This is a genomic window from Chryseobacterium herbae (genome assembly GCF_025154075.1).
GTDB classification, from domain to species: domain Bacteria; phylum Bacteroidota; class Bacteroidia; order Flavobacteriales; family Weeksellaceae; genus Chryseobacterium; species Chryseobacterium herbae.
The window spans coordinates 139,331-162,536 of the sequence record NZ_JAOAMU010000009.1; the positions used below are offsets into that span (position 1 = coordinate 139,331).

The following is a 23,206-nucleotide window of genomic DNA, read 5'->3' on the forward strand; positions in this document are numbered from 1 at the left end:
CTTCGATCGCAAAGCGCGCAAGGTTTTTAAACTATATGAATATTTAAGGCGCAAGAAAATCAGAGGTTTTCAGCAAGGGGAATGATGAGATTGCTTCGTCGCTACGCTCCTCGCAATGACGATGTGATCAATTCTGTTACAATTATAAAAAAAACGACCCGGAAAGAAAATCCGGATCGTTGAAAAAATTATAAGTAAAAAAATGAAAGACTAATGATTAAAAATTATATCTCACTCCCAACTGCGCCTGGAATCTCGATGCAAACTGATCAATGGTATAAGGCAGCCCCGGTGTTTTGAAATTATAGGTAGGATCACCTGCAGAAGGCTGACCGGCCGCTACATTTCCAACTTTCGTAAGCCCTACACTGGCGGTAGAGTTAAAGGTATTGGGTACAAAATATACTTTACCCCAATCTTTATTCAGCAAATTGGTAAGATTGATAATGCTTATTGAAATCTGGATATTATTTTTAGATTTTTCGCTGAGTCTGATCTCATCCATAATTTTGAAATCGGCCTGAATATTCCATGGCGTAACATCACCGTTTCTTTCTGTGAATTTTCCTCTTCTGGAGTTCAGATATTTATTTCCACCCACAAAATTCTCATAATCTGCGATTTGCTGTTGGGCAGTTACCAGGACATTTCCTGCTGCATCTTTTATAGGAACGATATATTTGGCGGCTTCTGCAGCATCTTTAAACACATAAGAAAGTCCTGCGGCCTGACCTGTATTCGCAATCGTGCTGTTTACAAATCCCCAGCTGAAAGGGTTTCCGGATTGAGCGTTAAAGTATACGTTAGCAGATAATCTGTTGGATTTTGAAAGTTCAAGACTGTATCCCAGATTGGCTACTACTCTGTTTTTGATGGCAAAATTGGAGGTTGTAAGCTTAGGATCATTCGGAGTCAGAGACTGATTCATCTGCCAGTTGCTCTCCATTGAATTTCTGATTCCGTTGGTAATGTCTTTTGCATCACCATACGTATAGGCTACGAAGAAATTAAACCCGAAATTATAAGATTTGGAAATCTGCGCCGTCAGGTTGTAACGGTATCCTTCCTTGGTGTTGGACAAAAGATAGGCATTCGAGAAATTGCTGTTGATATTGGTTGTATACACCGGCATTTCGTGATTGGTATCATAGCTGAAATACGTCACATTATCCGTTTTATTCACCTGCTGGAATTTCAGGTCATAAAGTACCTTTGTGTAAATCCCTTCCAGCGTAAGTTTGTATCCCGCCAATGTATAATCAAAGGCTAAAGAGCTTCTCCATACTCGCGGCATTTTAAAATTGTTGTCTATAAGGTCTACCTGAACCTTTGAAGAGTTCTGCCATTTCGGGAAATTACCGCTTACCAGAGGATCTCCATTAGCAGACAGCTGAGCAGCAGTCGGAGCATTATAATCGTAGCTTCCGAAACCTACACCATCATTATAATAAGCATACCCTAACCATGCAAAAGGAATTCTGCCCACAAAAATACCCGAACCTCCTCTTAAAACCATAGACCTGTCTTCCGTAAGATCGAGATTAAATCCTAATCTCGGAGAAATTGTAGGTTTATTGAGATAATCATTCGAAAGTTGGCCTAGCGGCGTATAGGTGTAGGTATTTCCAAAATTCGGATCCTGAGGTGAGTTCTGTACCTTCGTACTTAAATTAGGCTTATTAGGAAGATCTGTGTAATCTACTCTTACGCCCGGTGATAATCTTAACCTCCCCCAATTGATCTCATCCTGAAAATACACGGAGAAAAGATTGACTTTATATTGTGCATAAGGATTGTCAAAGAGTGTTTCTCTGCTTTCTCCGTTAAAAGGATATGTCCCTCTGATTCTTGATGGGTTAGAATTATAGAAATCGGTCAGGTTTTTATAGGAGATCCTTCCGTTCAGGGCATTAACAAAGCCGTAATTGATGTTGTACAGCTCATTATGGGTTCCCAGTAAGAACGTGTGGTGTCCGGCTTTATAGGTAAGATTGTCTGTGATCTCAAAGGTTTTCTGTCTCATATTGAAAACAGTGGCTTCCCGATCATTCCCCAGGAGAAGAGTTCCTCCGTTATAGGAAATTTCCACCTGCGGAAACATGGCATTCCCGGAAGTAGGATCTCTGTAATCATGGATGGAAGAATATCCAACGACTAAATTATTATTCCATTTATCATTAAAACGGCTTTTCAACTCCAATGTTGTGGTGGACGCATTATTTTTCTGAATAAAATCCATGCTCGAAAATCTGAAGTTTGCTCCATCTCGTTCAAGATTCGAGGCCTGTGAAAACACCGTATTGTTTTTAATGGATAAGGTGTGTTTGTCATTGATTTTCCAGTCTAATTTATTAAAAAGCTTGGCACTTTCTGAAAAGTTGTTGTAGCTGTCGAAGCTTCCTACATTAAAGCCGTATTTATTTTTTACAAAATCAGAGATCTGTTGAGCTACAGCGTCATTCACTAAAGCATTGGGATCATTGGCGTTATAAAATACAGGATCTGTTCTTTTGGTATATTCAAGATTTGTGAACAGGAAAACTTTGTCTTTTACCACTGGTAGTCCTACTCTTCCTCCATAAATCATATCCTGAAAAGCGCTCGGCATCTTTGAATTGTCTCCCACTCTGTTGTTTCCGGTAATGGAAGCATTTCTTCCGTATCCATAAATAGATCCTGTCACTTCATTGCTTCCGCTTCGGGTTACTGCGTTAATACTTCCCCCCAGGAAATTCCCAAGTTTTACATCATAAGGTGCAATATACACCTGCACATCCTGAATAGCATCCAGACTTATCGAATTCGAACGGGTGCTGCTTCCCGGCATTCCGGAAGTTCCTGTCTGACCTCCCAAAGACGGACTGAAGCCGATTGCATCGTTATTGATAGATCCGTCGATCGTAACGTTGTTGTATCTGAAATTGGTTCCGTTGAAAGAATTATTGGCACTCTGCGGAATAAGTTTGGTCACATCCTGAATTCCCCTGTTGATATTGGGAAGTCCAGAAATCTGAGCCTGGCTGATTCCAACACCATATTTCGCACCGGTCTTTTTAGAAGTGATCTTCACTTCATCAATCGTTTTTTCACCCCTATTGACTTCAACTACCGGCAAATCATTGTTTCCCAGTGAAAGCTGCACATTGGTATTAGAATAAATAATCTGTTTCCCATCCGATATTTCAATGGAATATGGGCCTCCCGGCTGAAGATTGTCTAAACTGAACTGCCCCTTGCTGTTACTTTTGGTTTCGAAAGCACTGTTTGTAGGAATGTGTACGACCTTCACTGTAACCTCGGAAGAGATTCCTTTGAGCCTTCCAAAAATTTTAGAGCTGGTTTCCTGTGAAAATGCAAAGCCAAAGGATAATAGAGCAAAAGCACAGATTATTTTTTTCTTCATGATTTTATTGTTACAAATTCGGGAGTAAAATTAGACCTCAGAAATATCAAGTGTGGTAACATAGAATTAACATTATGTAAATGAATGTTTAATATTTCCTTAAAAAAAACTTAATACAGCCCTCCTCAAAGTGTGAAGAATTTAGACTCTATTCCTGCACAGATCGGCAAAAAATGCTTAATTTTAAAAAAATAAAATCATTTAATATGAAATTCGGACAAGTAGAAGACCCGTCAAAAATAGATTTTACACTTCCTAAAGACCACGCCAGAACCAAGGAAATTTTAAATCAAAATAAAAAAGGACTGGAAAATATTTCCATAGGATGTGCTAAATGGAATAAAACCGACCTTAAAGGATTTTACCCTAAAGGAACCAAAGACGAATTGACATATTACGCGAAGCAGTTTAATTCTATTGAACTGAACGCTACTTTTTATGGCATGCCCACGCCTGAGCAGGTGGAAGTCTGGAAAGAAAAAACACCGGAAAATTTTAAATTCTTCCCAAAAATCACCAATACGGTCTCCCACTTCAGAAGACTGATTGATGTGACTGAACCGGTAACCAACTTTGCATCAGCAGTGATGAATTTTGATAATAAACTGGGAATGGCTTTCCTTCAACTTCATGATAATTTTAAACCTAAAGATTATGACAGACTGGAGAAATTTGTCAAAGACTGGCCTAAAGAAGTTCCATTAGCCATTGAGCTCCGCAACACCGAATGGTTCACCGATGAGGAAATTTTCAATACGACTTGTGAGCTTTTTGAAGCCAACAATATCACCAACATCATCGTAGATACTGCCGGAAGAAGAGATATGCTTCATATGCGTCTTACCACTCCCAATGCATTCATCCGCTATGTAGGTGCCAATGCAGAAAGTGATTATGAAAGACTGGATGACTGGATGAAACACCTGACCAAGTGGAAAAAAGAAGGACTACAAAATGTGTATTTTTTTGTTCATCAGAATATTGAAAAAGCATCCCCACTTCTTTCTGCCTATTTCATTAAAAAGATGAATGAGGACTGGAAAACGGATCTTCCTATTCCACAAATGGCGACTGATAATAATGGAACGTTGTTTTAGATGTTAGATTTCAGATTTCAGACTTCAGACATCAGATTTTAGATATTAGTACTGGTGGCTTCGGGAGCCTCAGCCACCAGGTATTTGTCGTTCTTTTAATATTTCCGGATTTACAATTTCCAACTCTCCAACCCGTATCCCGTACCGCGTACCACGAAATTCCCAACTCTAAAACCCTCAAACCCTCCGACTCTAAAACCCTTACCACGACACTCTAAAACACTCTGACTCCTGAATGCGTATCCCGCAACTTTTCAGCCGGACCTGCAAAAAGATGCTCAAAAATCTGTTTTTGTGGAAAAAAAATAGTAATTTAGGATGTACTGCTGTTCATATAGGGCACAGTATTTTTAAAATACAAAATGTCATGGAAAAAGAAATTTGCACGATAAGCATCACGAGCACCTGGCTCGGCGATGACTATACGTTTTACGAAGATCATAGAATAAAAAGAGTCTACGATAACCACAGCCTGAGCGCCCACCGCACCGAATGGCTCGAACCGCCTCAGATCAGCAAGCAGAATAAAGACAAGCTGGTTAAAAACTGTCCTGAAGAATTTAAGGAACAGGTGATGCAGATTCTGGACTACCCTTAATACAATTCATGGGCAATGAGTAATAAGCAATGAGTAATATTATCAATTGTTTTATATATTACTCATTGCCCATTATTTATTGCTTATTTTTTCTCAATAGAAGTACGAGGTTTAGAAACAGAAGTAAGAAATCTAAGGATACCCAGATTCCCAGCTTTGCATTTTCATAATTGTATGCGTCTACCTCTTTTTTTGCTGCTTCGGAAAGTTTTACACTTTGATTGATGTAATTCTGTACTTCTACAATCTGGTCAATATTTTTGTTGGGAACGGCATGCTGAGAAAAATAGACCATATTCTTTTTTCCTAAATAACCTATGATCCAATATTCATCAGACTTATCCATTTTAAGGTATTCGATTCTGTAATATTCCGGACGTATTTTTCCGATATGCTTCGGTTCCAGATTTCCGTTTTTAGCGCTGTCTACTTTGATGAGATAAAAGTCCAGTGTCTGAGGAAGTTTATTCACTACCTGCAAGCCTACTGAATTGTCTACAAAACTGACTGCACTCTTTTTAATGAACCAGTACGTAAAAGTTGAGATTGAAAAAACCAAAGTGAGGATTCGGAACAATTTTGCCCATTTTGCCACCCTTCCTGATTTTACTTTATACAAAATCAAAGAAAGCACACTGGCCCAGAAGATAACAAAAATGATAAATACCATACTGCAAAGATACTGATTTAAGATTTTTCGGGAGGAAGGTTAATCAACATTCCATTCTTTGAAAAACTGATCAAGAAATCCAAGCATATAATCATGTCTTTGCTGAGCAATCTCCTTCCCTTTCTCAGTATTCATCAGATCCTTCAAAAGCAGAAGTTTTTCGTAGAAATGATTGATGGTGGTACCGTTGGATTTTTTATACTCGTCTTTAGACATATTCAGGCTGGGCTGGATTTCCGGATCATACATCGGATTGTTTTTAAAACCTCCGAAATTAAATGTTCTCCCGATTCCTATAGCTCCTATGGCATCGATACGATCGGCATCCTGTACAATTTTAAGCTCAATCGGCAGTTCAGCCGGAGCCTCGCCTCTGTTTTTAAACGAAATATTTTTAATGATAAATAAAACCTTTTCTATCACCTCTTCCGAAACCTGCTGTCCTTCCAGGAATTCTCTTGCTATTTTGGGAGCAATGGTTTCGTCCCCGTTATGGAACTTTGGATCTGCAATATCATGCAGCAAAGCGGAAAGTTCTACCACTTCCTGATTACAGTTTTCTGTTTCTGCTATTTTTTTGGAAAGCTTCCATACTCTTTCGATGTGGTACCAGTCATGTCCTGCTTCAGCGCCTTCTAATTTTTCTTTTACAAATGCTACGGTGTTTTCGATCGTACTTTTCATTAAGCTTTCAATTCGTTTAAAATAATATTCCAGAGTTTTTTATTATAACTTCTAAAAAAATTGACGTGTCCGATTTCTTTTTTGTCGGATTCAGATGTTTTTACCAGCCTGTAAGAAGGCTTAAGGTTGGGATATGTATTATTCAAAAGACTTAATACTCCTTTTTCAGTCAGCCACACATCATCCTCTGCCCGGATTACAAATACTTTTTGCGTCAGATTTTTAGAATAGTCATCAATTTTCTCCAACAGTCTGTTGGTTGATTTCTTGTTTAAAATTAAGGTTCTCCAGTCATATGCGCAATTTTTTGGAAGACTTTCTCCAAGCCCAAACCAATTGGCGGGAAAATATCCTAATAATCCGGTAGTTAAAGGCTGAACAATTCCAAACCCAAGATAAGCTTCTATTTTTGTCTTGAGTTTCAGGTTTCCGACGAATGCATTCTGGGTTCCCACGAAAATGAATTCGTCAAACATTTCAGAATCTTCATTCATTCCCAGAATCAATGCGCCGACAGAATGTCCCAGACAGTACTTCTTATAGTCTGAAAATTCATTTTTTATATATTCCGTGAGGGTTTTGTAGTCTTCGGAACCCCAGATCCTCATAGAAGCCTTAAAACCCTTCATGTTCTCAGGTTTTGAAAGACCGATTCCTCTGTAATCATAAGTGATGACCGTGAACCCCTGTTCTGAAAAGTACTGGGCAAATGAGAAATACACCTGCTGCTTCACTCCCGTCGCCGAGTTGATCAGCAGCAGTTTTCCATTGCTTTTTTCAGGTCTGAAAAGATGAACTGCCAGCGATGCATGATCTTTTGTAATGAGTTCCAGTTTTTCCATAGGGTAAAAAGAAAAAATCCACTATAAAAGTGGAGATTTTACTTATATTTTTATGTTAAGTTTCAGACTTTCGATATGTGGTAAATAGCTTTAGGAGTAGAAATCGGACATTCTCGGAAGACCGGTCTGTGAACCTTTCCCTCCGGAAACCCTTGAAGAAACTTCATTCCCGAATTTCACACACTCCTCTACAGAGTTTCCATGGCAGAGTGCTACGGCAAATCCTGAAGTAAAAGCATCTCCCATTCCCATTTTATAAACCGTCTCATCTTTGTCATTTCTAAAGTACTTCATTTCCGTACCGTCAAAATAGATGGTAGAATTGGTATCGTCTCTTACAAATACTTTGTTGAAATATTTCTTAAGAATCTCTTCTCTTTTATCCTCTCCGAAAACCGTGTGAAGCTCGCTGCTTTTTGCTACAATGAAGTCTACGTTTTCAATAATTCCTTCACTGATTCTCATAGCCGGTGAGGCATAAAGCCCTACTTTTTTACCGTATTTCTTGGCTTTTCTGATTGTATATTCCACCACTTCCATGGCGACTTCAAGCTGAACCAAAATAAGGTCTACAGTCTGGAAATACCGGTCTGCTTCTTCTATATGCTGTATGCTGAGACGTTTATTGGCCGCCGGAACCACAACAATTGCTGCATTTCCGTGGCTGGTAGTGACATAAGCAGTACCCGTAGATTCGGCATCCGTTTCATGAACGAAACCTACATTCACGTTTTCACCTACCAGATTTCTCATGATCTGCTGTCCCAAAGGATCCATTCCCACACATCCGATAAAATAAACGCTGGCTCCCAATCTTGCAGTTCCTACCGCCTGATTGGCTCCTTTTCCTCCAAAATAGCTATCTGAATTCACGGCTAAAACCGTTTCATTCGGCTGTGGAATTTTTTCGGTCTCTAAAACGAGATCGATGGAAGAGCTGCCTACAACAATAATTTTGGGTTGTTCTGATGAGAATTTCATTGGTGTTTTATGTTAGCTTAATATACTATATTCAGAAAACTAAGTTTCAAAAATAACTAATTTAATTAACTTATCTCAATAAATTCTGTAATTATCTTCACAGGCTTTTGATCTTTATCATATGCAATATAACTTGCATAAAAACCTTCACCGTATCCTGTTTCAAAGGCGAAAATAGTTCCGGGATGTTCATCCGCCGGTTTCAGGAATGCATACTGATCTATAGCTCCTTTTTCGTCAAAGAAATATTCATGGAAAAATTCTTCATAGATTCCCATGAAATCTGCTCCTTTGCTGTGGTAAAGTCTCTTTTCCAGTTCGTTCAGACTGCTTTGGGTATCTACATCCATAAGACATCCCATCCCGCTTTCTACAGGATAGCCGAAAATTTCTTCTTCTCCAAGATCTTTCACGTCCTGTCCTGCAGTCACCGCCATTTTCCATTCTGCAATTTCCGCAGTGCTGAAAATAACTTCTGCATACGCGACACAGTTGCTTTCTCTTTCTTTATGCAGTAAAACAGAAAAATCTCCTTTCGGAAATTCTGTAGTGAAAGCCTGCATATCATTCGTGATCAAAGGATCACAAGCCACGAGCTTTCCACTTGAAAGATAGAGTTTCCCCACTTCGAAGCTTTCCAGTAAAGGGCTTTCTACGAAGTTTTTTGAGAATAGTTTTTTTATGTTGTCTATGTGTGTCATTTAATTTTCGTTGTTTAAACTGTCAGGCTGAGCGGAGTCGAAGCCTTTTTTATCTTGCTCAAAATTATCAGAATGACTTTTATTTTGACAGACCGATAATTCTTTCAACTTCTCCCAATTATCATTAATAATGGCTTCTTTTTTCTTTCGACTCCAGCCTTTTACCTGTTTTTCAAATAAAATAGCCTGAATAATGTCATTAAATTCACAAAAGAAGACTAGTTGAACCGGTCTTCTTTTGTGAGTATAGCTTTCAGGAAATTTTCCAGACTGATGCTGAGCCAATCTAGCTTCAATATCACTGGTAACTCCTGTATAATAAGAGCCGTCGGAACATTTTAAAATATACACAAAATATTGTTTCATTCTAAGATATCAGGCTTCGACTCCGCTCAGCCTGACATTCCGACAAACTTACTGTCTATCTTTTAAATTTACAAACTTTTCAGCTTCTCTTCTAAAATAGCAATTTTATCCTGAGCATCTTTCTGTTTCTGACGCTCTACTTCTACAACTTCAGGCTTGGCGTTGGCTACAAATTTTTCATTGGAAAGCTTTTTGTCCACAGAGATCAGGAATCCTTTTAAATAAGCGACTTCTTCTTCTGTCTTCTTTTTCTCTTCTCCTAAATCTAAATTTTCGCTTAAAGGAATAGAAACCTCAGTTGCACCTACCAGAAATGTAAAACTTGGCTTGTCTGTTTTTTCTCCGAAGTGAATTGCAGTCACGTTAGCCAGTTTTCTAACCACTGCTTCATTTTCAAACTTTGAAGCACTTGTATAAACCTCAACTGCTTCTCTAGGAGAAATTCCTTTGGTCTGACGGTAGTTTCTGATTCCGGAAATGATTTCTTCAGCCGTTTCGAAGTTTTTAATGATTTCCTCATTAAATGCTCCGACTTTCTTCTGCTGAGCGACAATTAATGCTTCTTCAATGCTTCTCTCAGAGATCAATTGCCAGATTTCTTCAGACTGGAACGGCATGAACGGATGCAGGAGTTTCATCAATTCTTCAAAGAAATATATTGTCTTGTTATAAACTTCTTTAGAAATTCCTTCACCATAATTCGGCTTAATTGCTTCCAGATATAAACCACAAAAATCGTCTTTAACTAATTTTTGAAGTAAATGTAAAGCATCAGAAATTCTGAATTTTTCAAACTGCTGCTCAATCTCACCGATTGTTTTATTTAATTTATGCTCAAACCACTCGATTGCATTTTTATCTGAATCATTCAATGGTTTATCTTCTTTGTTCCAACCCTGAGTTAAACGGAATGCACTCCAGATTTTCGTCATAAAGTTTCTTCCCTGAAGCATCAGATCTTCATCAAAAAGAAGGTCATTTCCTGCTGCAGAACTCAATAAGATTCCTACACGAACTCCGTCTGCACCATATTTATCCATCAATTCAAGCGGATCCGGAGAGTTTCCTAAAGATTTTGACATCTTTCTTCTCTGCTTGTCTCTTACAATACCTGTAAAATACACATTTTTGAACGGAACTTCTTTTCTGTATTCCAATCCGGCCATGACCATTCTGGCTACCCAGAAGAAAATAATATCGGGACCTGTTACCAGATCAGATGTTGGATAATAATAGTTAATATCTTTATTTTCAGGATCAAGCAGACCATCAAATACAGACATTGGCCATAACCATGCTGAGAACCAGGTATCAAGAGCATCTTCGTCTTGTTTCAAGTTGTCAGTTGTCAGTTGCTCATTGCCGGTTTTTTGCTTCGCCAATACTAAAGCGTCTTCGATGTTTTCTGCAACTACAAAATCATTTTCTCCATCTCCATAGTAGAATGCCGGAATCTGCTGTCCCCACCAAAGCTGACGGGAAATATTCCAGTCACGGATGTTTTCCATCCAGTGCTTATAGGTATTTTTGAATTTCTCAGGGTAAAATTTAACCTCATCATTCATAACAACCTCCAATGCAGGCTTAGCCATTTCAGACATTTTCAGGAACCACTGAACTGAAACTTTAGGCTCAATAACAGCCCCTGTTCTTTCTGAAGTTCCTACTTTATTTACATAATCTTCTGCTTTCAGTAAAAGATCTTTTTCCTGTAATTCTTTTGCGATCTGCTTTCTTACCTCAAATCTGTTCTGACCTGCATAATGCAGACCATGCTCATTAAGGTTTCCGTCATCATCCAAAGCATCGATCATTTTCAACTGATGCTTCTGTCCGATCTCGTAGTCATTAGTATCATGAGCAGGCGTAATTTTCAACGCTCCGGTTCCGAATTCAATGTCTACATATTCGTCTTCAATGATAGGAATTACTCTGTTAACGATCGGTACGATAACATTTTTACCTTTCAGATGAGCATATCTTTCGTCGTTAGGGTTGATACATACGGCAGTATCCCCAAAAATAGTCTCGGGACGTGTAGTAGCGACAGAAAGAAATTCTTCTGTCCCTTCTATTTTATATTTAAGGAAATATAATTTTCCGTTTTGTTCTTTAAATATGACCTCTTCATCAGAGATATTGGTCTTTGCTTCAGGGTCCCAGTTAACCATTCTGTAGCCTCTGTAGATGAGTCCTTTATTATATAGGTCTACGAAACTCTTGATTACCTGCTGAGACAATTTTTCTTCCAGAGTGAAACGGGTTCTGTCCCAGTCGCATGAACATCCCAGTTTTTTCAGCTGCTCAAGGATAGTTCCTCCATATTTGTCGGTCCATTCCCATGCATGTTTTAAGAATTCTTCACGGGTAATATCTGATTTATTGACCCCTTCAGACTTCAGTTTAGCAACAACTTTGGCTTCAGTGGCAATTGAAGCATGATCTGTGCCCGGAATCCAGCAGGCATTAAAGCCCTGCATCCTTGCACGGCGGACGAGAACATCTTGAATGGTATTGTTCAGCATATGTCCCATGTGTAATATCCCCGTTACGTTTGGCGGAGGAATTACCACGGTATATGGTGGTTTCTCATTAGGCTCCGAATGGAAAAATTTGTTCTCCATCCAGAAGTTGTACCATTTCTGTTCAGTTTCCTGTGGATTGTACTTTTCTGAAATCTGCATAAAATTCTATTTCTTTTGCTTACAATTTGCAAAAATAGTCTAAAGAAAAAAAATTTTAAGTATGAATTAAAATAATTTTTAACTTTGTTTCTCAAAATTTATCTAACAAACATATTAACATTCAAGAATATGAAAAAATTAATTGCAGGAATTGCATTATTTGGGACATTTGCATTAGCTTCTGCACAGACTATTACATTTGATAAAACTACTTTTGACTACGGTACTATCAAACCAAGTGCGGACGGTACAAGATTCTTTACAGTAACGAACACAGGTGACAAGCCTTTGATCCTTTCCAACGTAAAGCCTTCTTGCGGATGTACAACTCCGGAATTCAGCCAGGATCCGATCATGCCAGGGAAATCTGCTAAGATCAAAGTGGGATATAACACGACTCTTAACGGACCTTTCAACAAAATGATCGAGGTTTTCTCTAACGACCCTGCTAACAGCAGAAGTGTAATCTACATCAAAGGTAACGTAGATGCTACCGCTCCTGAACCGAAGCCATTGACAGCTGAAGAACAGAAAGCAGCCGCTAAAGCTGAAAAGAAAGCAGCTAAACTTGCTAAAAAAGCAGCAGCAAAGTAAATCTCTACTAAAAAATAAAGGAACCGTCTCCATTGGAGGCGGTTTTTTTATTACATTTAAATAAGATATTAGAAACTAGAGGTTAGAAGTTAGATGTCAGACATCAGACGTCAGATTTAGAAGCTTGAAATTAGATGTTAATTAGAAGCTCCCCCTTAATTTTTAAATCTTTAAATTTTTCAATCATTAAATATTAAATAAAAAAATATGGACACCAATTTCTCAGATGATTTCCTGGTAAAAGGAAAATTTTCAATAAAAAAAAGCTCAACAGAATATAAAGGAAAGCTGACCAAAGAAGAAGGCGGACAGCTTTTAATCAAGGAAAAAGAAAAACTCCGTGAGCTGCAGGAGAAGCTATATGCAGATGGGAGTAAATCTCTGCTTGTCATCCTTCAGGCTATGGATGCTGCGGGAAAAGACAGTCTGATAGAGCACGTTTTCGGGGGAGTAAATCCGCAGGGTTGTAATGTGACCAGCTTTAAAACACCCAGTTCAAAAGAATATTCCCATGACTTTTTGTGGCGACATTATCTGGCGCTTCCACAGAAAGGAATGATCGGTATCTTCAACAGATCCCATTATGAAAGTGTTCTGGTATGCAAAGTTCATCCTGAATACAATCTTAGTGAGAAAACCTGGTCTTCTGTAAAGGATTTCGATGGTAAATTCTGGGAAAACAGGTATGAAAGTATCCGAAATTTTGAACAGCACCTTGCCCACAACGGAACCACTATTGTAAAAATATTTCTGAATGTTTCCAAAGACGAGCAGAAGAAAAGATTATTGGACAGAATCAACGAACAGGAGAAGAACTGGAAGTTTTCTGCAGCTGATCTTCCAGAGAGAGCTCTTTTCCCACAATATATGGAGGCTTATGAAACGGTTATTAACGAAACTTCAAAAGATCACGCTCCATGGTATGTGCTTCCGGCAGATAATAAATGGTTCGCAAGAGTAGCCGCGATCCAGATCATTATCGACACTTTGGAAAAGATGGATCTTAAGTACCCTCAGGTGGGTGAAAAGGAAAAAAACGAGCTTCTGGAAGCCAAAAAAACACTCGAGAGTGAATAAAACAGAAGCGTAAAATATTACATCATAGCTAAGTAGGTATAAATAAATTTAACCAAGAAGACACCGAAAAGTGAATAATTTATTGTTCATGTGGTTTTTTTTTATACATTTATCAAAAATTAATTTTTTACCCCAAATTATTAAACTTTAGCTATGAAAAAACTTTTATTATTACCGGCAATCGCTGTAATATGCCTTATCTCCTGTACCAGTGAAGGAACTACTCTCAATACTGCACAGAGCATGAAGACTCCACAAATGGAGAATTTCGATAAAGCTTTCAAAAGTCTTAATGACCCACAGAACAGACCTACCGAAGAGGAAAAAAACAGAAATACCTCTGAACTGAGCGACCGAAGAAAGGCTCTTCTTGTTCCTGCATCCAAGGAACTGATCCTTTCTTCCGGCGTTACAGAAGCTGAACTCACCAGAAAAACAGGTGGCGACATAAGCCAGATTATTGTTTGGGCTACCAACATCTACATGCAGAAAAGTGACGAGATCCGTAAGAACCTAAAATCTGAGAAATAAATCATGAAAAAGTTTTTACTGTTACTCGGTATATGTTCCGTTTCTTCGGCATATGCTCAGGGAGGAATGCTGATCATTCAGAATTTCACTACCAATTATGATTTCCATGGAAATCTTTATGCCAATAACAATGCAGGAGGAGGATGCTATCCAATTGTCACCTCCAAGACTCCTGATCCTATTGTAGTCCCGGCAGGCGCTACTGCAAAATATGAAAATTACAGGGACCAATACTCTTCCTCCGGTTTTCCGGTTTCTACCTGGAATGTTTATTTGGGAGCAGGATCTCCTGTCTCGCCAAGACCATGGAACCATCCCAGTCTGATGCCTGGCGGTGTGATTTCCAATAACACCAAATGGTCAATGTCCAAATTCCAGATGTATCATGCGGGAACTTCTGTCCCTGAGACTTACTTTAATGGAGATATAGGAGGAAATACACTTCCCTGCAATACTGCTCCTGATGTGATTAACACAGCCTGGGGAAATGCCAAGTGGTTCACCATCACTGCCGGCACAGACGTTTATACTTATCTAGTCATACAATAAACCACTTACCTTATATTACTATGAAAAAGATACCATTACTTTTATCCGCTCTGGCAGGCGTTCTTGCTTTTGCCCAAACTTCTCCTCTCGTTATTCAGAACTACAGTGCTTATAATGCAGAGGGCAGACTTCGTACCAGTCCAATAAGTGCACCGGGTCCTTATATGTACGCAGCACCCAATATTCCTTACGGATCTTATACGATACCTGCAGGAGGATTTACACAGTATAATACATTCAGTACATCAGGGACAGCTGCTTATCCGATCACATCATGGTACGTTACAGACCCTACTAATCCGGCGAACAACGGAACATATGCCTATACTCATCCTTTTATTGCCAGTGTAATGAATCCTTCCAATGTATGGGCAGGATTTCATTTCGTGCTTAAAGATCCGGTAACCCAAAACGGAGTTGATACTTACCAGATGGGAGATCCCGCTGTTGACCCTTGGTTTGTGAATACCGCAACCGGAAGTGTTTCAAGTGCTGACTGGTTTACCATAACCACGCCTAGCGGCCCGACCACTTATCTGCAGATCTTTTAAATAACCGGCAGCTGTTCTGCAGCTGCCTATTTATTAAAAAACCATGGACACGGAAAGCAGCCGTTTTTGCTTTCTGCGGGATTTTCTATGCCAAAATTCGATATCATTTTAATATTTATTCTAATACAATTTAATTATGAAAAAACTTTTTTTATCGGCTGTAGTAGCCGTTTTAACATTAGGATCGTGCAGCAATGAAAGCGCTGCCGTAAACACTGTGGAAACTATGAAAACGCCACAGATGGAAAAATTTGACAAAGCTTTTAAAAGTCTGGGTGATCCTCAGAACAGACCTACGGAAGAGGAGAAAAAAAGAAACACTTCGGAACTGAGCGACAGAAGAAAAGCACTTCTTGTTCCGGCATCCAAAGAGCTTATCCTGTCAACAGGAGTGAAAGAAGTCGAAATCACAAGAAAAACCGGCGGTGATATGAGCCAGATTATTGTCTGGGCTACTCAAATTTATATGCAGAAAAGTGACGATATCCGTAAAAACCTAAAATCTGATAAGTAATTATGAAAAAGCTTTTAACCATTATGGGATTACTGTCTGTATCTGTGGCCTATGCTCAGGGAGGACCGATTATCATTAATAATTATACGGCTGCTGATTTCCACACAAGACTTACTGCGGCCAATCTTACTACGCCGGGATGTTATTTTTATGTCACCCTGGATAATACTGAACTGGTCATTCCGAGTGGAAGTTCTGTAAGTTATAGCGGGTTCAATATTCCGGGTACGATCTGGAAGGTATCTACATCCCCTTCACCTGCTACTCCAAGACCGGGAAGCCATCCTAGCCTTACCTTAGGCGGAGTGATCTCCAGCAATACCAAATGGGTGATGTCACAATTCCAGTTTCACCAGTCAGGAACGGCTTTATCATCAGGGGGTGTAGGTGACACATCCTATACCTGCAATCCGGTTCCGAGCTCTATGTTTACTACAGAGGGATCTGTAGAATGGTTTACTATAACGAGTGGCGGAACGGTGTATACTTATGTTCAGGCGCTTTAATATTTTTTTTAAACCGGTGGCAATATGAACCAGATCATTATCTGGGCCACTCAGATCTATAAACATTAACCTAATTACATATGAAAAAACTAAGCATTATTCTAGGTATTCTGATGGGAATAGGTATTTCTGCTCAGTCTTCCACACTGGTCATCAATAATTACAGCAGTTATGATGCTGCGGGAAGATTTATGACGGTTGGATCGGCAAGCTCCGGGCCATCACAGCCTTATATGTATGCTCTTGCTAACACTCCCTACAGCATATATACCATTCCTGCAGGAGGCTTCACGAAGTATGATAAATTTGACAATACAGGTGGACCGAATCCGATTCCGATTCCCGGATGGTATTATATTGATCCTTTAAACAGTGCCAATACGGGAAACTATGTCTACAATCATCCTATCATCTCAGCCGTGACTGCCATCGACGAATGGATGGGATTTGCTTTCAACCTTACGGACAGCACGGGATATACTTATGATACTTTTGAGGTAGGAGATCCTGTACTTTCTGGAGGTTTTCTGAACGCAAGTCAAAACGGACCCAATACCGGTTCTTCCGCAGATTGGTTTACGATCTCAACATCCGGAGGGGTGGTTACTTATTTCCAGATCTATTAATTCACCGATTATAATATCAATAACCTTAATACCATAAAAACTGATCATTTAAAAAAAATCTAACTATGAAAAAACAACTGTTATCCGCTGCCTTTGCCATTTTAACTTTGGTATCATGCAGCAATGAAAGCTCTGCCGTGAATACTGTGGAAAGTATGAAAACGCCACAGATGGAAAAATTTGACAAAGCGTTCAAAAGTCTCGGTGATCCTCAAAACAGACCTACGGAAGAGGAGAAAAAAAGAAATACTTCTGAACTGAGCGACAGGAGAAAAGCGCTTCTTGTTCCGGCCTCTAAAGAACTGATTCTTTCTACAGGCGTTACAGAAGCTGAGCTTACTAGAAAAACCGGTGACGATATGAGCCAGATCATTGTCTGGGCGACTCAGATCTACATGCAAAAGAGCGATGAGATTAGAAAAAACATTAAATCCTAAAATTAAGCATCATGAAAAAATTACTAACTGTATTAGGCTTAGCTGCTTTTTCTCTTGGATATTCTCAGGGCGGAACGCTTATTGTGAACAATTATACTCCTTATGATTATTACGGAGCCCTCATTGCCAATAATTTTGCAGGAGGATGCTACCCTCAAGTAAGTCCCAAAACGCCTAACGGTATGATTACCGTTCCTGCCAATGCCAATATGAGTACCGGAACTGAGCTGAGGTTCGACAACTACAGAGACCAATACACCTCATCGCTGTACCCGATATACGAATGGCATGTTAACGTTTCAGCGACCAACGGACAACCACGGTTGTGGAATCACCCTGCAGTAGGGCCTGCTTCTCCCGTTGGTCTCAATACAAGATGGGGGTCTACAAAATTTCAAATGTTTTTCGCAGGTACTATGAATAATGTTCCGGAATACCACGCCAATTTAAGTGTCGCAGGAAACCCATGTAATGGAGCTTCTGACTTTTTTACCACGCCATCCGGAGGTAACAGTGCGGAAATGTTTGTGATCTCAAGCGGGGGAATCAACTACACTTATATCAATCTTTATTAATCTGATTTACTTATGAAAAAATATTTTTTATCGGCTGTTGTAGCCGTTTTAACCTTAGCATCGTGCAGCAATGAAGGAACTGCCGTGAATACTGTGGAAAGTATGAAAACACCACAGATGGAAAAATTTGATAAAGCTTTTAAAAGCCTTGGCGATCCTCAGAACAGACCTACTGAAGAGGAGAAGAAAAGAAACACTTCGGAACTGAGTGACAGAAGGAAAGCTCTTCTTGTTCCGGCCTCCAAAGAACTAATCCTTTCCACCGGTATTACAGAAGCTGAACTTACCCGAAAAACAGGGGACGATATGAGCCAGATCATTGTCTGGGCTACCCAGATCTATATGCAGAAGAGCGATGAAATCAGAAAAAACATTAAATCTTAAAATTAATCATCATGAAAAAATTACTAACTGTACTAGGCCTAGCCGCTTTTTCTCTGGGATATTCCCAAGGAGGAACTCTTATTTTGAATAACTATTCTCAATATGATTTTGTGGGATTCATCGTTGCCAACAATCTTGCCGGTGGATGCTACCCTTATGTAAGCTCCAACAATCCCGATATGGTGAGAGTTCCTGCCGATTCTCATATGGGTAACGGAAATGAGCTGAAATACACCAACTACAAAGACCAATACACTTCTTCATTATATCCAATGACATCATGGCATGTAAGTACATCCAGCGCACTCGGGGTGGTGAGAGCATGGAATCATCCTTCTATAATGCCCGGCGGAGTCATATCTAACAACACCAGATGGGCTACTACAAAATTCGTCATGTATTATCCGGGAACTACAACCTTAGCACCCGACAACTTCAATGGTGCTATAACAATTGCCGGAAATACCTGCTACACGGCCTCTGATAATATGACTTCTTCTACAGGAAATAACAGTGCAGAAATATTTACCCTTGCGAGCGGAGGCACTACATTTACCTATATCCAACTTTATTAATTTGATTAACTATGAAAAAGATTTTAGCCATAATAGCTACAGCAGTCGCATCTTTTGCCTACTCACAGGGCACGATGATCGTTAATAATTATTCGAAATTTGATTATCATGGATTTCTTATCACCTCCAATTTTACAACTGCATGTTATCCGCGTGTTGGAAATGATGGTGAAATTGTAGTCCCTGCGGATTCTCATATGGGTAATGGTAAGGAACTGATGTATAAAGACTTCAACGGTCAGTTCTCATCTTCTTTATATCCTACTGCCAACTGGGCTGTGACATTAAGTCCCACCAATTCTTCTATCATGGCCTGGAATGATCCCAATCTTTTGCCGGGTGGCACTATTTCAACTACGACTAAATGGTTTGCCACCAAATTTGATATGATGGAAGCTGGGACCACGATATCAGTACCGGATTTTCATACCAATATGAATATAGCAACCCCCTGCAACCCCGTTGCTCATGACAATTACGTTACTCCTTCGGGAAGTAACAGTGCGGAAATCTTTACTATAGGAAACGTAACCTATCTGCAGCTTTACTAAAACACAGGGTTTCGAATGCTTAAACCAATAATAAAATCATGAAAAAAATATTCACTATTCTTACCTTATCATTACTGTCATCAGCCTATGCGCAGCACAGTCTTATGATCGTCAATAACTATTCCACCACCTTCGACTTTCAGGGAAAAATAGGTGCTCACAATTTTGCAGGGAGCTGCTATCCTTATGTGACTTCAAGTACTCCGACAGCGATCACAGTACCGGCAGATTCGCATTCGGGTAATGGTAAAGAACTGGCTTACAAAAACTTCAGAGATCAGTTTACAGGTTCTCTGTATCCTACCAGCAACTGGACCTTGCAGGTTTCTCCCACCAATTCTTCGGTAAGATCATGGAATTATCCGAGTATAGCACCCGGTAGTGTTATTTCTGAGAATGTTAAATGGGCTTCTTCGCAGTTTCAGATGTATTATGCGGGAACTTCTACTCCGGAACCGGGTTTCAGCGGACAGATCGGGGAATCTCCTGATCCATGCACAGGTGCCCCGGGATATATTTCTACCCCATACGGAGATGCGGAGTGGTTCAACATTACGATAGCGAATATTACTTATTCTTATTTACAAATTTATTAATCAAAAAATCAAACCTAAATTCTAATTAATTATGAAAAAACTTTTTATATCAGCCGCTTTTGCTACCCTATCCTTAGTATCATGTAATAATGAGGGAAGCGCAGTAAATACTGTAGAAAATATGAAGACTCCACAGATGGAAAAATTTGACAAAGCTTTTAAGAGCCTTGGGAATCCTCAAAACAAACCTACGGAAGAGGAGAAAAAAAGAAATACTTCTGAACTGAGCGACAGAAGAAAAGCGCTTCTGGTTCCGGCATCTAAAGAACTGATCCTTTCCACAGGCGTTACAGAGGCTGAACTGACTAGAAAAACAGGTGACGACATGAGCCAGATCATTGTTTGGGCGACCCAGATTTATATGAAGAAAAGCGAGGAGATCAGAAAAAATATTAAATCTGATCAATAATCAACCCTATGAAAAAAATAGCAGCTTTATTATTGGGCTTAACGGGAATACTTTCTTCTGCACAGACTTCATCTTTTGTATTTAACAACTACAATATTTATGATGCGGTCGGAAGACTGATGACCTGCAGCCCTACCCCGGGAGCGATTCGTTATATGTATGCTTCGCCGAACGGGAATTATGGCTCGTATACCATGCCGGCGGGAATTTCTTCCTCCTATGCCTCATTTGGAACTACAGGTCTGGCCCCTTTTCCTATGAATATGAATCAATGGAATATCACGGATCCTACCAATACAGCGAATAATGTATCCTATCCGTACAACCATAGCTACATCACCTCTACGATGTCTTCTATCAACGAGTGGGCGTCATTTCACTTTTTCCTGAAGGACAGTGCGGGAAATACGATAGATTCTTATCTGGTAGGAGCTCCGAATGTTGCCATTAATGCAGGCGTTACTGCCAATGCCTATCAGATAGGCACCAATAGTGGTATAGAATCCGAGTGGTTTACCATTTCGACATCTACCGGAAAGGTTACTTATTTCAGTATTTATTAAAAGACCGGAGGCTGGAAGTTGCCATTGGACATATCATTTCTGACAGTTGGGTAAAATTGGATGAAATGAATTTTTAAAGGAAAAAGAAAAAAAGGTTTGTGGTTATTTTCTTTTCTTTTGGAACTCAATGGTATTCTTCCGGCCTCAGGCTTTCTTACCTTATAAAAAAGAAAAGCGGAGAAAATTCTCCGCTTTTTATAAGCAATGCGTTGTTTACATAAAATCGCGAGAAGATCTGTAAGCCGGATTTTGTTCTTCCGAAGAAGTGCCTGTTATTTATCTGCGTCTTACATTGCTGCAAAACTTGAGCTGATTACCCCTCGGCTTTCAGGACGAGCCGCCCCTAATTTCCATTACTGAAAAGAACCGATATACTTATCATTGCACCGCAAAGAGTTTACCTGGTTTCACTACAGCCGAACTGTACCTGCTTTCTGTTGCACTTGTCCTACCCTCGCGGGTGACGGATGTTATCCGCTTTGCTGCTCTATGGTGTCCGGACTTTCCTACCCCTGCCGAAACAGGAATCAACAAGCCGATTTTCTCGCGGTTGCAAAGATACGGATTATTTGTGATGATTTGATGATGTGATAATGTGTTGATGAGAGGATAAGACGATGTGTTGATGCGATGATTTGTTGATAGGGACAATGATGAAGGTACCAAATCAATGTGGGGAGTTGTTGAGGAGGTGAATGTTTTTAGGTTTTGGCTGAAGCCAGGGTGTTTTTCTTCTTTTGTTAAATGGGCTAAAGCCCATTCCTATTGAATATTAAATTGATCATTACATTCAGAAAACTCTAATCATCATAAAATCAACAAATTACCACATCGCCATATTATCAAATCATCACATCGCCACATCAACAAATCAACAAATCGCCACATCAACAAATTATCACATCATCATATCAACAAATCACCGCAATATTATTATCTTCGTGCCATTATATATCTATGACTTCCAGAGAAAAAGAATTTGCGCAGCTTATCAAGGATAATCAGGGCCTGATTATCAAAGTTTCGCGTCTGTATACCAATTCTCTTGAAGATGAAGAGGACCTGTTTCAGGAGATCGTACTGCAGCTTTGGAGAAGCTACGATTCTTTTAAAGGGAACTCTAAAATTTCTACGTGGATGTACCGTGTAGCCCTTAATACAGCCATTACTCTTTTCAGAAAAAAAAGCAAAAGCCTTCCTACCAACGAGCTGGATATCAACCACAGAGATTTTGTGGAAGATGATGACGATAAGCAGCAGCAGATCTCGCTTCTGTATACCGTGATCAAAACCCTGCCCAATGTAGAAAGAGCGATTGTCATGATGTATCTTGACGACCTGCCTTATAAGGATATTGCAGAAAACCTTGGGATCACCGAGGTCAATGCCCGTGTGAAAATGAACAGATTAAAGAAAACCCTTAAAGAACAGATGGAAAAATATGCCTGATTTTGATTTAGACAGCTTTAAGAAAACATGGCAGGAGCAGCCTGTTCAACCGAAATACGACAGCACTGAGATTCTTCAGATGCTGAACAGAAAGTCACGCAATTATGTAAAGTATATTTTCTGGATCAGCGTATTCGAATTTTTATTCTTTTCTGTTCTGGGATTATTTTATTTCTTTCAGGGTGATGAATCAGACAGTTTCCGTAAGATATTAGAAAAACTGGGAGCTCAGGAAGCCCCTGAAATAGAAACTAATTTTGACCATGCGTATCTAGCGATCAAAATTATCAGCTTACTGATCACGGCTTATTTTGTCCTGAAATTTTATCAGAAGTACCGCAAAATAAAGATTGAGGAAAACCTTAAAGGCCTGATCATACGAATCATTAAATTCAAAAAGACAGTCAACGCTTTTATCCTGATCAGCATTGCGCTTCTGGTTGCGTTTATGTTTGTCTTTACCGCGTTTATTTTTTATGTATTGAATTCCCAGAATGTACAGCCTTCCAATTCGAACCTGATCATCGTTATTATCGGGATCATTGTCAGTACGGTGCTTTGTGTACTTCTGATCTGGCTTTATTACAGACTTGTATATGGAATCATCATCAGAAAACTGGACAGAAATTTAAAACAGCTTAAAGACATAGATTCTCAGGAAAATTAGTGCAAACAGGCATCAATTCAAGATTT

General features: G+C 39.4%; 28 protein-coding genes and 1 other RNA gene. 20 read left to right on the forward strand and 9 right to left on the reverse strand.

What is annotated here, in order from left to right; genetic code table 11:
• Window positions 1–217: 217 nt before the first annotated feature.
• Entirely contained in the window at window positions 218–3,403 is a 3,186-nt protein-coding gene (locus N0B48_RS22555) for a TonB-dependent receptor (RefSeq protein ID WP_259841721.1), read from the reverse strand.
• A gap of 206 nt (window positions 3,404–3,609) precedes the next feature.
• Between N0B48_RS22555 and N0B48_RS22560 the strand changes: the two genes are divergently transcribed.
• Window positions 3,610–4,500, forward strand: a complete 891-nt coding sequence (locus N0B48_RS22560; protein WP_259841723.1) for a DUF72 domain-containing protein — start codon at window positions 3,610–3,612, stop codon at window positions 4,498–4,500.
• Window positions 4,501–4,867: 367 nt separating this feature from the next.
• Window positions 4,868–5,098: a hypothetical protein gene (locus tag N0B48_RS22565; RefSeq protein ID WP_259841725.1), complete on the forward strand. Its 231-nt coding sequence runs from the start codon at window positions 4,868–4,870 to the stop codon at window positions 5,096–5,098.
• A gap of 76 nt (window positions 5,099–5,174) precedes the next feature.
• Here the strand turns inward: N0B48_RS22565 and N0B48_RS22570 are convergent, their stop codons facing one another.
• From N0B48_RS22570 to N0B48_RS22600, 7 genes are all read right to left on the reverse strand, one after another.
• Window positions 5,175–5,768, reverse strand: coding sequence for a hypothetical protein (locus N0B48_RS22570; RefSeq protein ID WP_259841727.1), 594 nt, complete (start codon window positions 5,766–5,768; stop codon window positions 5,175–5,177).
• 39 nt (window positions 5,769–5,807) lie between these two features.
• Window positions 5,808–6,452, reverse strand: a complete 645-nt coding sequence (locus N0B48_RS22575) for an HD domain-containing protein (protein WP_259841729.1) — start codon at window positions 6,450–6,452, stop codon at window positions 5,808–5,810.
• On the reverse strand, window positions 6,452–7,294 hold the full coding sequence (locus N0B48_RS22580; protein ID WP_259841731.1) for an alpha/beta hydrolase family protein: 843 nt from the start codon (window positions 7,292–7,294) through the stop codon (window positions 6,452–6,454). Before N0B48_RS22580 ends, N0B48_RS22575 begins: the two co-directional genes overlap by 1 nt.
• Before the next feature lie 90 nt (window positions 7,295–7,384).
• Window positions 7,385–8,275 (reverse strand): ribokinase, encoded by an 891-nt coding sequence (locus tag N0B48_RS22585; RefSeq protein WP_223606159.1) that lies wholly within the window; start codon window positions 8,273–8,275, stop codon window positions 7,385–7,387.
• Window positions 8,276–8,340: 65 nt separating this feature from the next.
• The gene (locus tag N0B48_RS22590; RefSeq protein WP_259841733.1) at window positions 8,341–8,976 is read right to left on the reverse strand and encodes a DUF4241 domain-containing protein; all 636 of its coding nucleotides are present in this window, start codon (window positions 8,974–8,976) and stop codon (window positions 8,341–8,343) included.
• On the reverse strand, window positions 8,977–9,342 hold the full coding sequence (locus N0B48_RS22595; protein ID WP_072921790.1) for a GIY-YIG nuclease family protein: 366 nt from the start codon (window positions 9,340–9,342) through the stop codon (window positions 8,977–8,979).
• Between the two features lie 68 nt (window positions 9,343–9,410).
• A complete protein-coding gene (locus tag N0B48_RS22600; protein WP_259841736.1) occupies window positions 9,411–12,026 on the reverse strand; it encodes a valine--tRNA ligase in 2,616 nt (871 codons plus the stop codon).
• 129 nt (window positions 12,027–12,155) lie between these two features.
• On the opposite strand from N0B48_RS22600, the gene N0B48_RS22605 reads away from it, so the two are divergent.
• The 16 genes from N0B48_RS22605 (at window position 12,156) to N0B48_RS22680 (ending at window position 21,064) form a co-directional block, all read left to right on the forward strand.
• Window positions 12,156–12,620: a DUF1573 domain-containing protein gene (locus N0B48_RS22605; RefSeq protein WP_259841738.1), complete on the forward strand. Its 465-nt coding sequence runs from the start codon at window positions 12,156–12,158 to the stop codon at window positions 12,618–12,620.
• A 207-nt stretch (window positions 12,621–12,827) separates the two neighbouring features.
• Window positions 12,828–13,697 (forward strand): polyphosphate kinase 2 family protein, encoded by an 870-nt coding sequence (locus tag N0B48_RS22610; RefSeq protein WP_259841740.1) that lies wholly within the window; start codon window positions 12,828–12,830, stop codon window positions 13,695–13,697.
• A 153-nt stretch (window positions 13,698–13,850) separates the two neighbouring features.
• On the forward strand, window positions 13,851–14,228 hold the full coding sequence (locus tag N0B48_RS22615) for a hypothetical protein (protein ID WP_259841742.1): 378 nt from the start codon (window positions 13,851–13,853) through the stop codon (window positions 14,226–14,228).
• A gap of 3 nt (window positions 14,229–14,231) precedes the next feature.
• Window positions 14,232–14,777: a hypothetical protein gene (locus N0B48_RS22620; RefSeq protein ID WP_259841744.1), complete on the forward strand. Its 546-nt coding sequence runs from the start codon at window positions 14,232–14,234 to the stop codon at window positions 14,775–14,777.
• A 20-nt stretch (window positions 14,778–14,797) separates the two neighbouring features.
• Window positions 14,798–15,328: a hypothetical protein gene (locus N0B48_RS22625; RefSeq protein WP_259841746.1), complete on the forward strand. Its 531-nt coding sequence runs from the start codon at window positions 14,798–14,800 to the stop codon at window positions 15,326–15,328.
• A gap of 136 nt (window positions 15,329–15,464) precedes the next feature.
• Window positions 15,465–15,842 carry a hypothetical protein gene (locus N0B48_RS22630; protein WP_259841748.1) on the forward strand — a complete coding sequence of 126 codons (378 nt, stop codon included), beginning with the start codon at window positions 15,465–15,467 and terminating at the stop codon, window positions 15,840–15,842.
• Between the two features lie 2 nt (window positions 15,843–15,844).
• Entirely contained in the window at window positions 15,845–16,348 is a 504-nt protein-coding gene (locus tag N0B48_RS22635) for a hypothetical protein (RefSeq protein ID WP_259841750.1), read from the forward strand.
• An 80-nt stretch (window positions 16,349–16,428) separates the two neighbouring features.
• The gene (locus N0B48_RS22640; RefSeq protein ID WP_259841751.1) at window positions 16,429–16,974 is read left to right on the forward strand and encodes a hypothetical protein; all 546 of its coding nucleotides are present in this window, start codon (window positions 16,429–16,431) and stop codon (window positions 16,972–16,974) included.
• Window positions 16,975–17,039: 65 nt separating this feature from the next.
• Complete coding sequence (locus tag N0B48_RS22645) at window positions 17,040–17,411, forward strand: hypothetical protein (protein ID WP_259841752.1); 372 nt, start codon at window positions 17,040–17,042, stop codon at window positions 17,409–17,411.
• A gap of 11 nt (window positions 17,412–17,422) precedes the next feature.
• A complete protein-coding gene (locus N0B48_RS22650) occupies window positions 17,423–17,986 on the forward strand; it encodes a hypothetical protein (protein WP_259841753.1) in 564 nt (187 codons plus the stop codon).
• A gap of 12 nt (window positions 17,987–17,998) precedes the next feature.
• Window positions 17,999–18,370: a hypothetical protein gene (locus N0B48_RS22655; RefSeq protein ID WP_259841754.1), complete on the forward strand. Its 372-nt coding sequence runs from the start codon at window positions 17,999–18,001 to the stop codon at window positions 18,368–18,370.
• 11 nt (window positions 18,371–18,381) lie between these two features.
• Entirely contained in the window at window positions 18,382–18,945 is a 564-nt protein-coding gene (locus tag N0B48_RS22660) for a hypothetical protein (RefSeq protein WP_259841755.1), read from the forward strand.
• An 11-nt stretch (window positions 18,946–18,956) separates the two neighbouring features.
• Window positions 18,957–19,496, forward strand: coding sequence for a hypothetical protein (locus tag N0B48_RS22665; protein WP_259841757.1), 540 nt, complete (start codon window positions 18,957–18,959; stop codon window positions 19,494–19,496).
• Window positions 19,497–19,534: 38 nt separating this feature from the next.
• Complete coding sequence (locus tag N0B48_RS22670; protein ID WP_259841758.1) at window positions 19,535–20,092, forward strand: hypothetical protein; 558 nt, start codon at window positions 19,535–19,537, stop codon at window positions 20,090–20,092.
• Window positions 20,093–20,123: 31 nt separating this feature from the next.
• Complete coding sequence (locus N0B48_RS22675; protein ID WP_259841764.1) at window positions 20,124–20,501, forward strand: hypothetical protein; 378 nt, start codon at window positions 20,124–20,126, stop codon at window positions 20,499–20,501.
• 8 nt (window positions 20,502–20,509) lie between these two features.
• On the forward strand, window positions 20,510–21,064 hold the full coding sequence (locus N0B48_RS22680) for a hypothetical protein (RefSeq protein ID WP_259841766.1): 555 nt from the start codon (window positions 20,510–20,512) through the stop codon (window positions 21,062–21,064).
• Between the two features lie 222 nt (window positions 21,065–21,286).
• Here the strand turns inward: N0B48_RS22680 and rnpB are convergent.
• Window positions 21,287–21,611, reverse strand: an RNA gene (rnpB, locus tag N0B48_RS22685) — RNase P RNA component class A.
• Between the two features lie 410 nt (window positions 21,612–22,021).
• Here rnpB and N0B48_RS22690 point away from each other — a divergent pair.
• Both N0B48_RS22690 and N0B48_RS22695 read left to right on the forward strand, forming a co-directional pair.
• Complete coding sequence (locus tag N0B48_RS22690; RefSeq protein WP_034729370.1) at window positions 22,022–22,513, forward strand: RNA polymerase sigma factor; 492 nt, start codon at window positions 22,022–22,024, stop codon at window positions 22,511–22,513.
• Window positions 22,506–23,180: a DUF8845 family protein gene (locus tag N0B48_RS22695; protein WP_259841768.1), complete on the forward strand. Its 675-nt coding sequence runs from the start codon at window positions 22,506–22,508 to the stop codon at window positions 23,178–23,180. Before N0B48_RS22690 ends, N0B48_RS22695 begins: the two co-directional genes overlap by 8 nt.
• Window positions 23,181–23,206: the final 26 nt, after the last annotated feature.

Bases quoted from the DNA above. Each gene is read 5' to 3' on its own strand.
- N0B48_RS22555 (WP_259841721.1), bottom strand. From the start codon at position 3,403: ATGAAGAAAAAAATAATCTGTGCTTTTGCTCTATTATCCTTTGGCTTT.
- N0B48_RS22560 (WP_259841723.1), top strand. From the start codon at position 3,610: ATGAAATTCGGACAAGTAGAAGACCCGTCAAAAATAGATTTTACACTT.
- N0B48_RS22565 (WP_259841725.1), top strand. From the start codon at position 4,868: ATGGAAAAAGAAATTTGCACGATAAGCATCACGAGCACCTGGCTCGGC.
- N0B48_RS22570 (WP_259841727.1), bottom strand. From the start codon at position 5,768: ATGGTATTTATCATTTTTGTTATCTTCTGGGCCAGTGTGCTTTCTTTG.
- N0B48_RS22575 (WP_259841729.1), bottom strand. From the start codon at position 6,452: ATGAAAAGTACGATCGAAAACACCGTAGCATTTGTAAAAGAAAAATTA.
- N0B48_RS22580 (WP_259841731.1), bottom strand. From the start codon at position 7,294: ATGGAAAAACTGGAACTCATTACAAAAGATCATGCATCGCTGGCAGTT.
- N0B48_RS22585 (WP_223606159.1), bottom strand. From the start codon at position 8,275: ATGAAATTCTCATCAGAACAACCCAAAATTATTGTTGTAGGCAGCTCT.
- N0B48_RS22590 (WP_259841733.1), bottom strand. From the start codon at position 8,976: ATGACACACATAGACAACATAAAAAAACTATTCTCAAAAAACTTCGTA.
- N0B48_RS22595 (WP_072921790.1), bottom strand. From the start codon at position 9,342: ATGAAACAATATTTTGTGTATATTTTAAAATGTTCCGACGGCTCTTAT.
- N0B48_RS22600 (WP_259841736.1), bottom strand. From the start codon at position 12,026: ATGCAGATTTCAGAAAAGTACAATCCACAGGAAACTGAACAGAAATGG.
- N0B48_RS22605 (WP_259841738.1), top strand. From the start codon at position 12,156: ATGAAAAAATTAATTGCAGGAATTGCATTATTTGGGACATTTGCATTA.
- N0B48_RS22610 (WP_259841740.1), top strand. From the start codon at position 12,828: ATGGACACCAATTTCTCAGATGATTTCCTGGTAAAAGGAAAATTTTCA.
- N0B48_RS22615 (WP_259841742.1), top strand. From the start codon at position 13,851: ATGAAAAAACTTTTATTATTACCGGCAATCGCTGTAATATGCCTTATC.
- N0B48_RS22620 (WP_259841744.1), top strand. From the start codon at position 14,232: ATGAAAAAGTTTTTACTGTTACTCGGTATATGTTCCGTTTCTTCGGCA.
- N0B48_RS22625 (WP_259841746.1), top strand. From the start codon at position 14,798: ATGAAAAAGATACCATTACTTTTATCCGCTCTGGCAGGCGTTCTTGCT.
- N0B48_RS22630 (WP_259841748.1), top strand. From the start codon at position 15,465: ATGAAAAAACTTTTTTTATCGGCTGTAGTAGCCGTTTTAACATTAGGA.
- N0B48_RS22635 (WP_259841750.1), top strand. From the start codon at position 15,845: ATGAAAAAGCTTTTAACCATTATGGGATTACTGTCTGTATCTGTGGCC.
- N0B48_RS22640 (WP_259841751.1), top strand. From the start codon at position 16,429: ATGAAAAAACTAAGCATTATTCTAGGTATTCTGATGGGAATAGGTATT.
- N0B48_RS22645 (WP_259841752.1), top strand. From the start codon at position 17,040: ATGAAAAAACAACTGTTATCCGCTGCCTTTGCCATTTTAACTTTGGTA.
- N0B48_RS22650 (WP_259841753.1), top strand. From the start codon at position 17,423: ATGAAAAAATTACTAACTGTATTAGGCTTAGCTGCTTTTTCTCTTGGA.
- N0B48_RS22655 (WP_259841754.1), top strand. From the start codon at position 17,999: ATGAAAAAATATTTTTTATCGGCTGTTGTAGCCGTTTTAACCTTAGCA.
- N0B48_RS22660 (WP_259841755.1), top strand. From the start codon at position 18,382: ATGAAAAAATTACTAACTGTACTAGGCCTAGCCGCTTTTTCTCTGGGA.
- N0B48_RS22665 (WP_259841757.1), top strand. From the start codon at position 18,957: ATGAAAAAGATTTTAGCCATAATAGCTACAGCAGTCGCATCTTTTGCC.
- N0B48_RS22670 (WP_259841758.1), top strand. From the start codon at position 19,535: ATGAAAAAAATATTCACTATTCTTACCTTATCATTACTGTCATCAGCC.
- N0B48_RS22675 (WP_259841764.1), top strand. From the start codon at position 20,124: ATGAAAAAACTTTTTATATCAGCCGCTTTTGCTACCCTATCCTTAGTA.
- N0B48_RS22680 (WP_259841766.1), top strand. From the start codon at position 20,510: ATGAAAAAAATAGCAGCTTTATTATTGGGCTTAACGGGAATACTTTCT.
- N0B48_RS22690 (WP_034729370.1), top strand. From the start codon at position 22,022: ATGACTTCCAGAGAAAAAGAATTTGCGCAGCTTATCAAGGATAATCAG.
- N0B48_RS22695 (WP_259841768.1), top strand. From the start codon at position 22,506: ATGCCTGATTTTGATTTAGACAGCTTTAAGAAAACATGGCAGGAGCAG.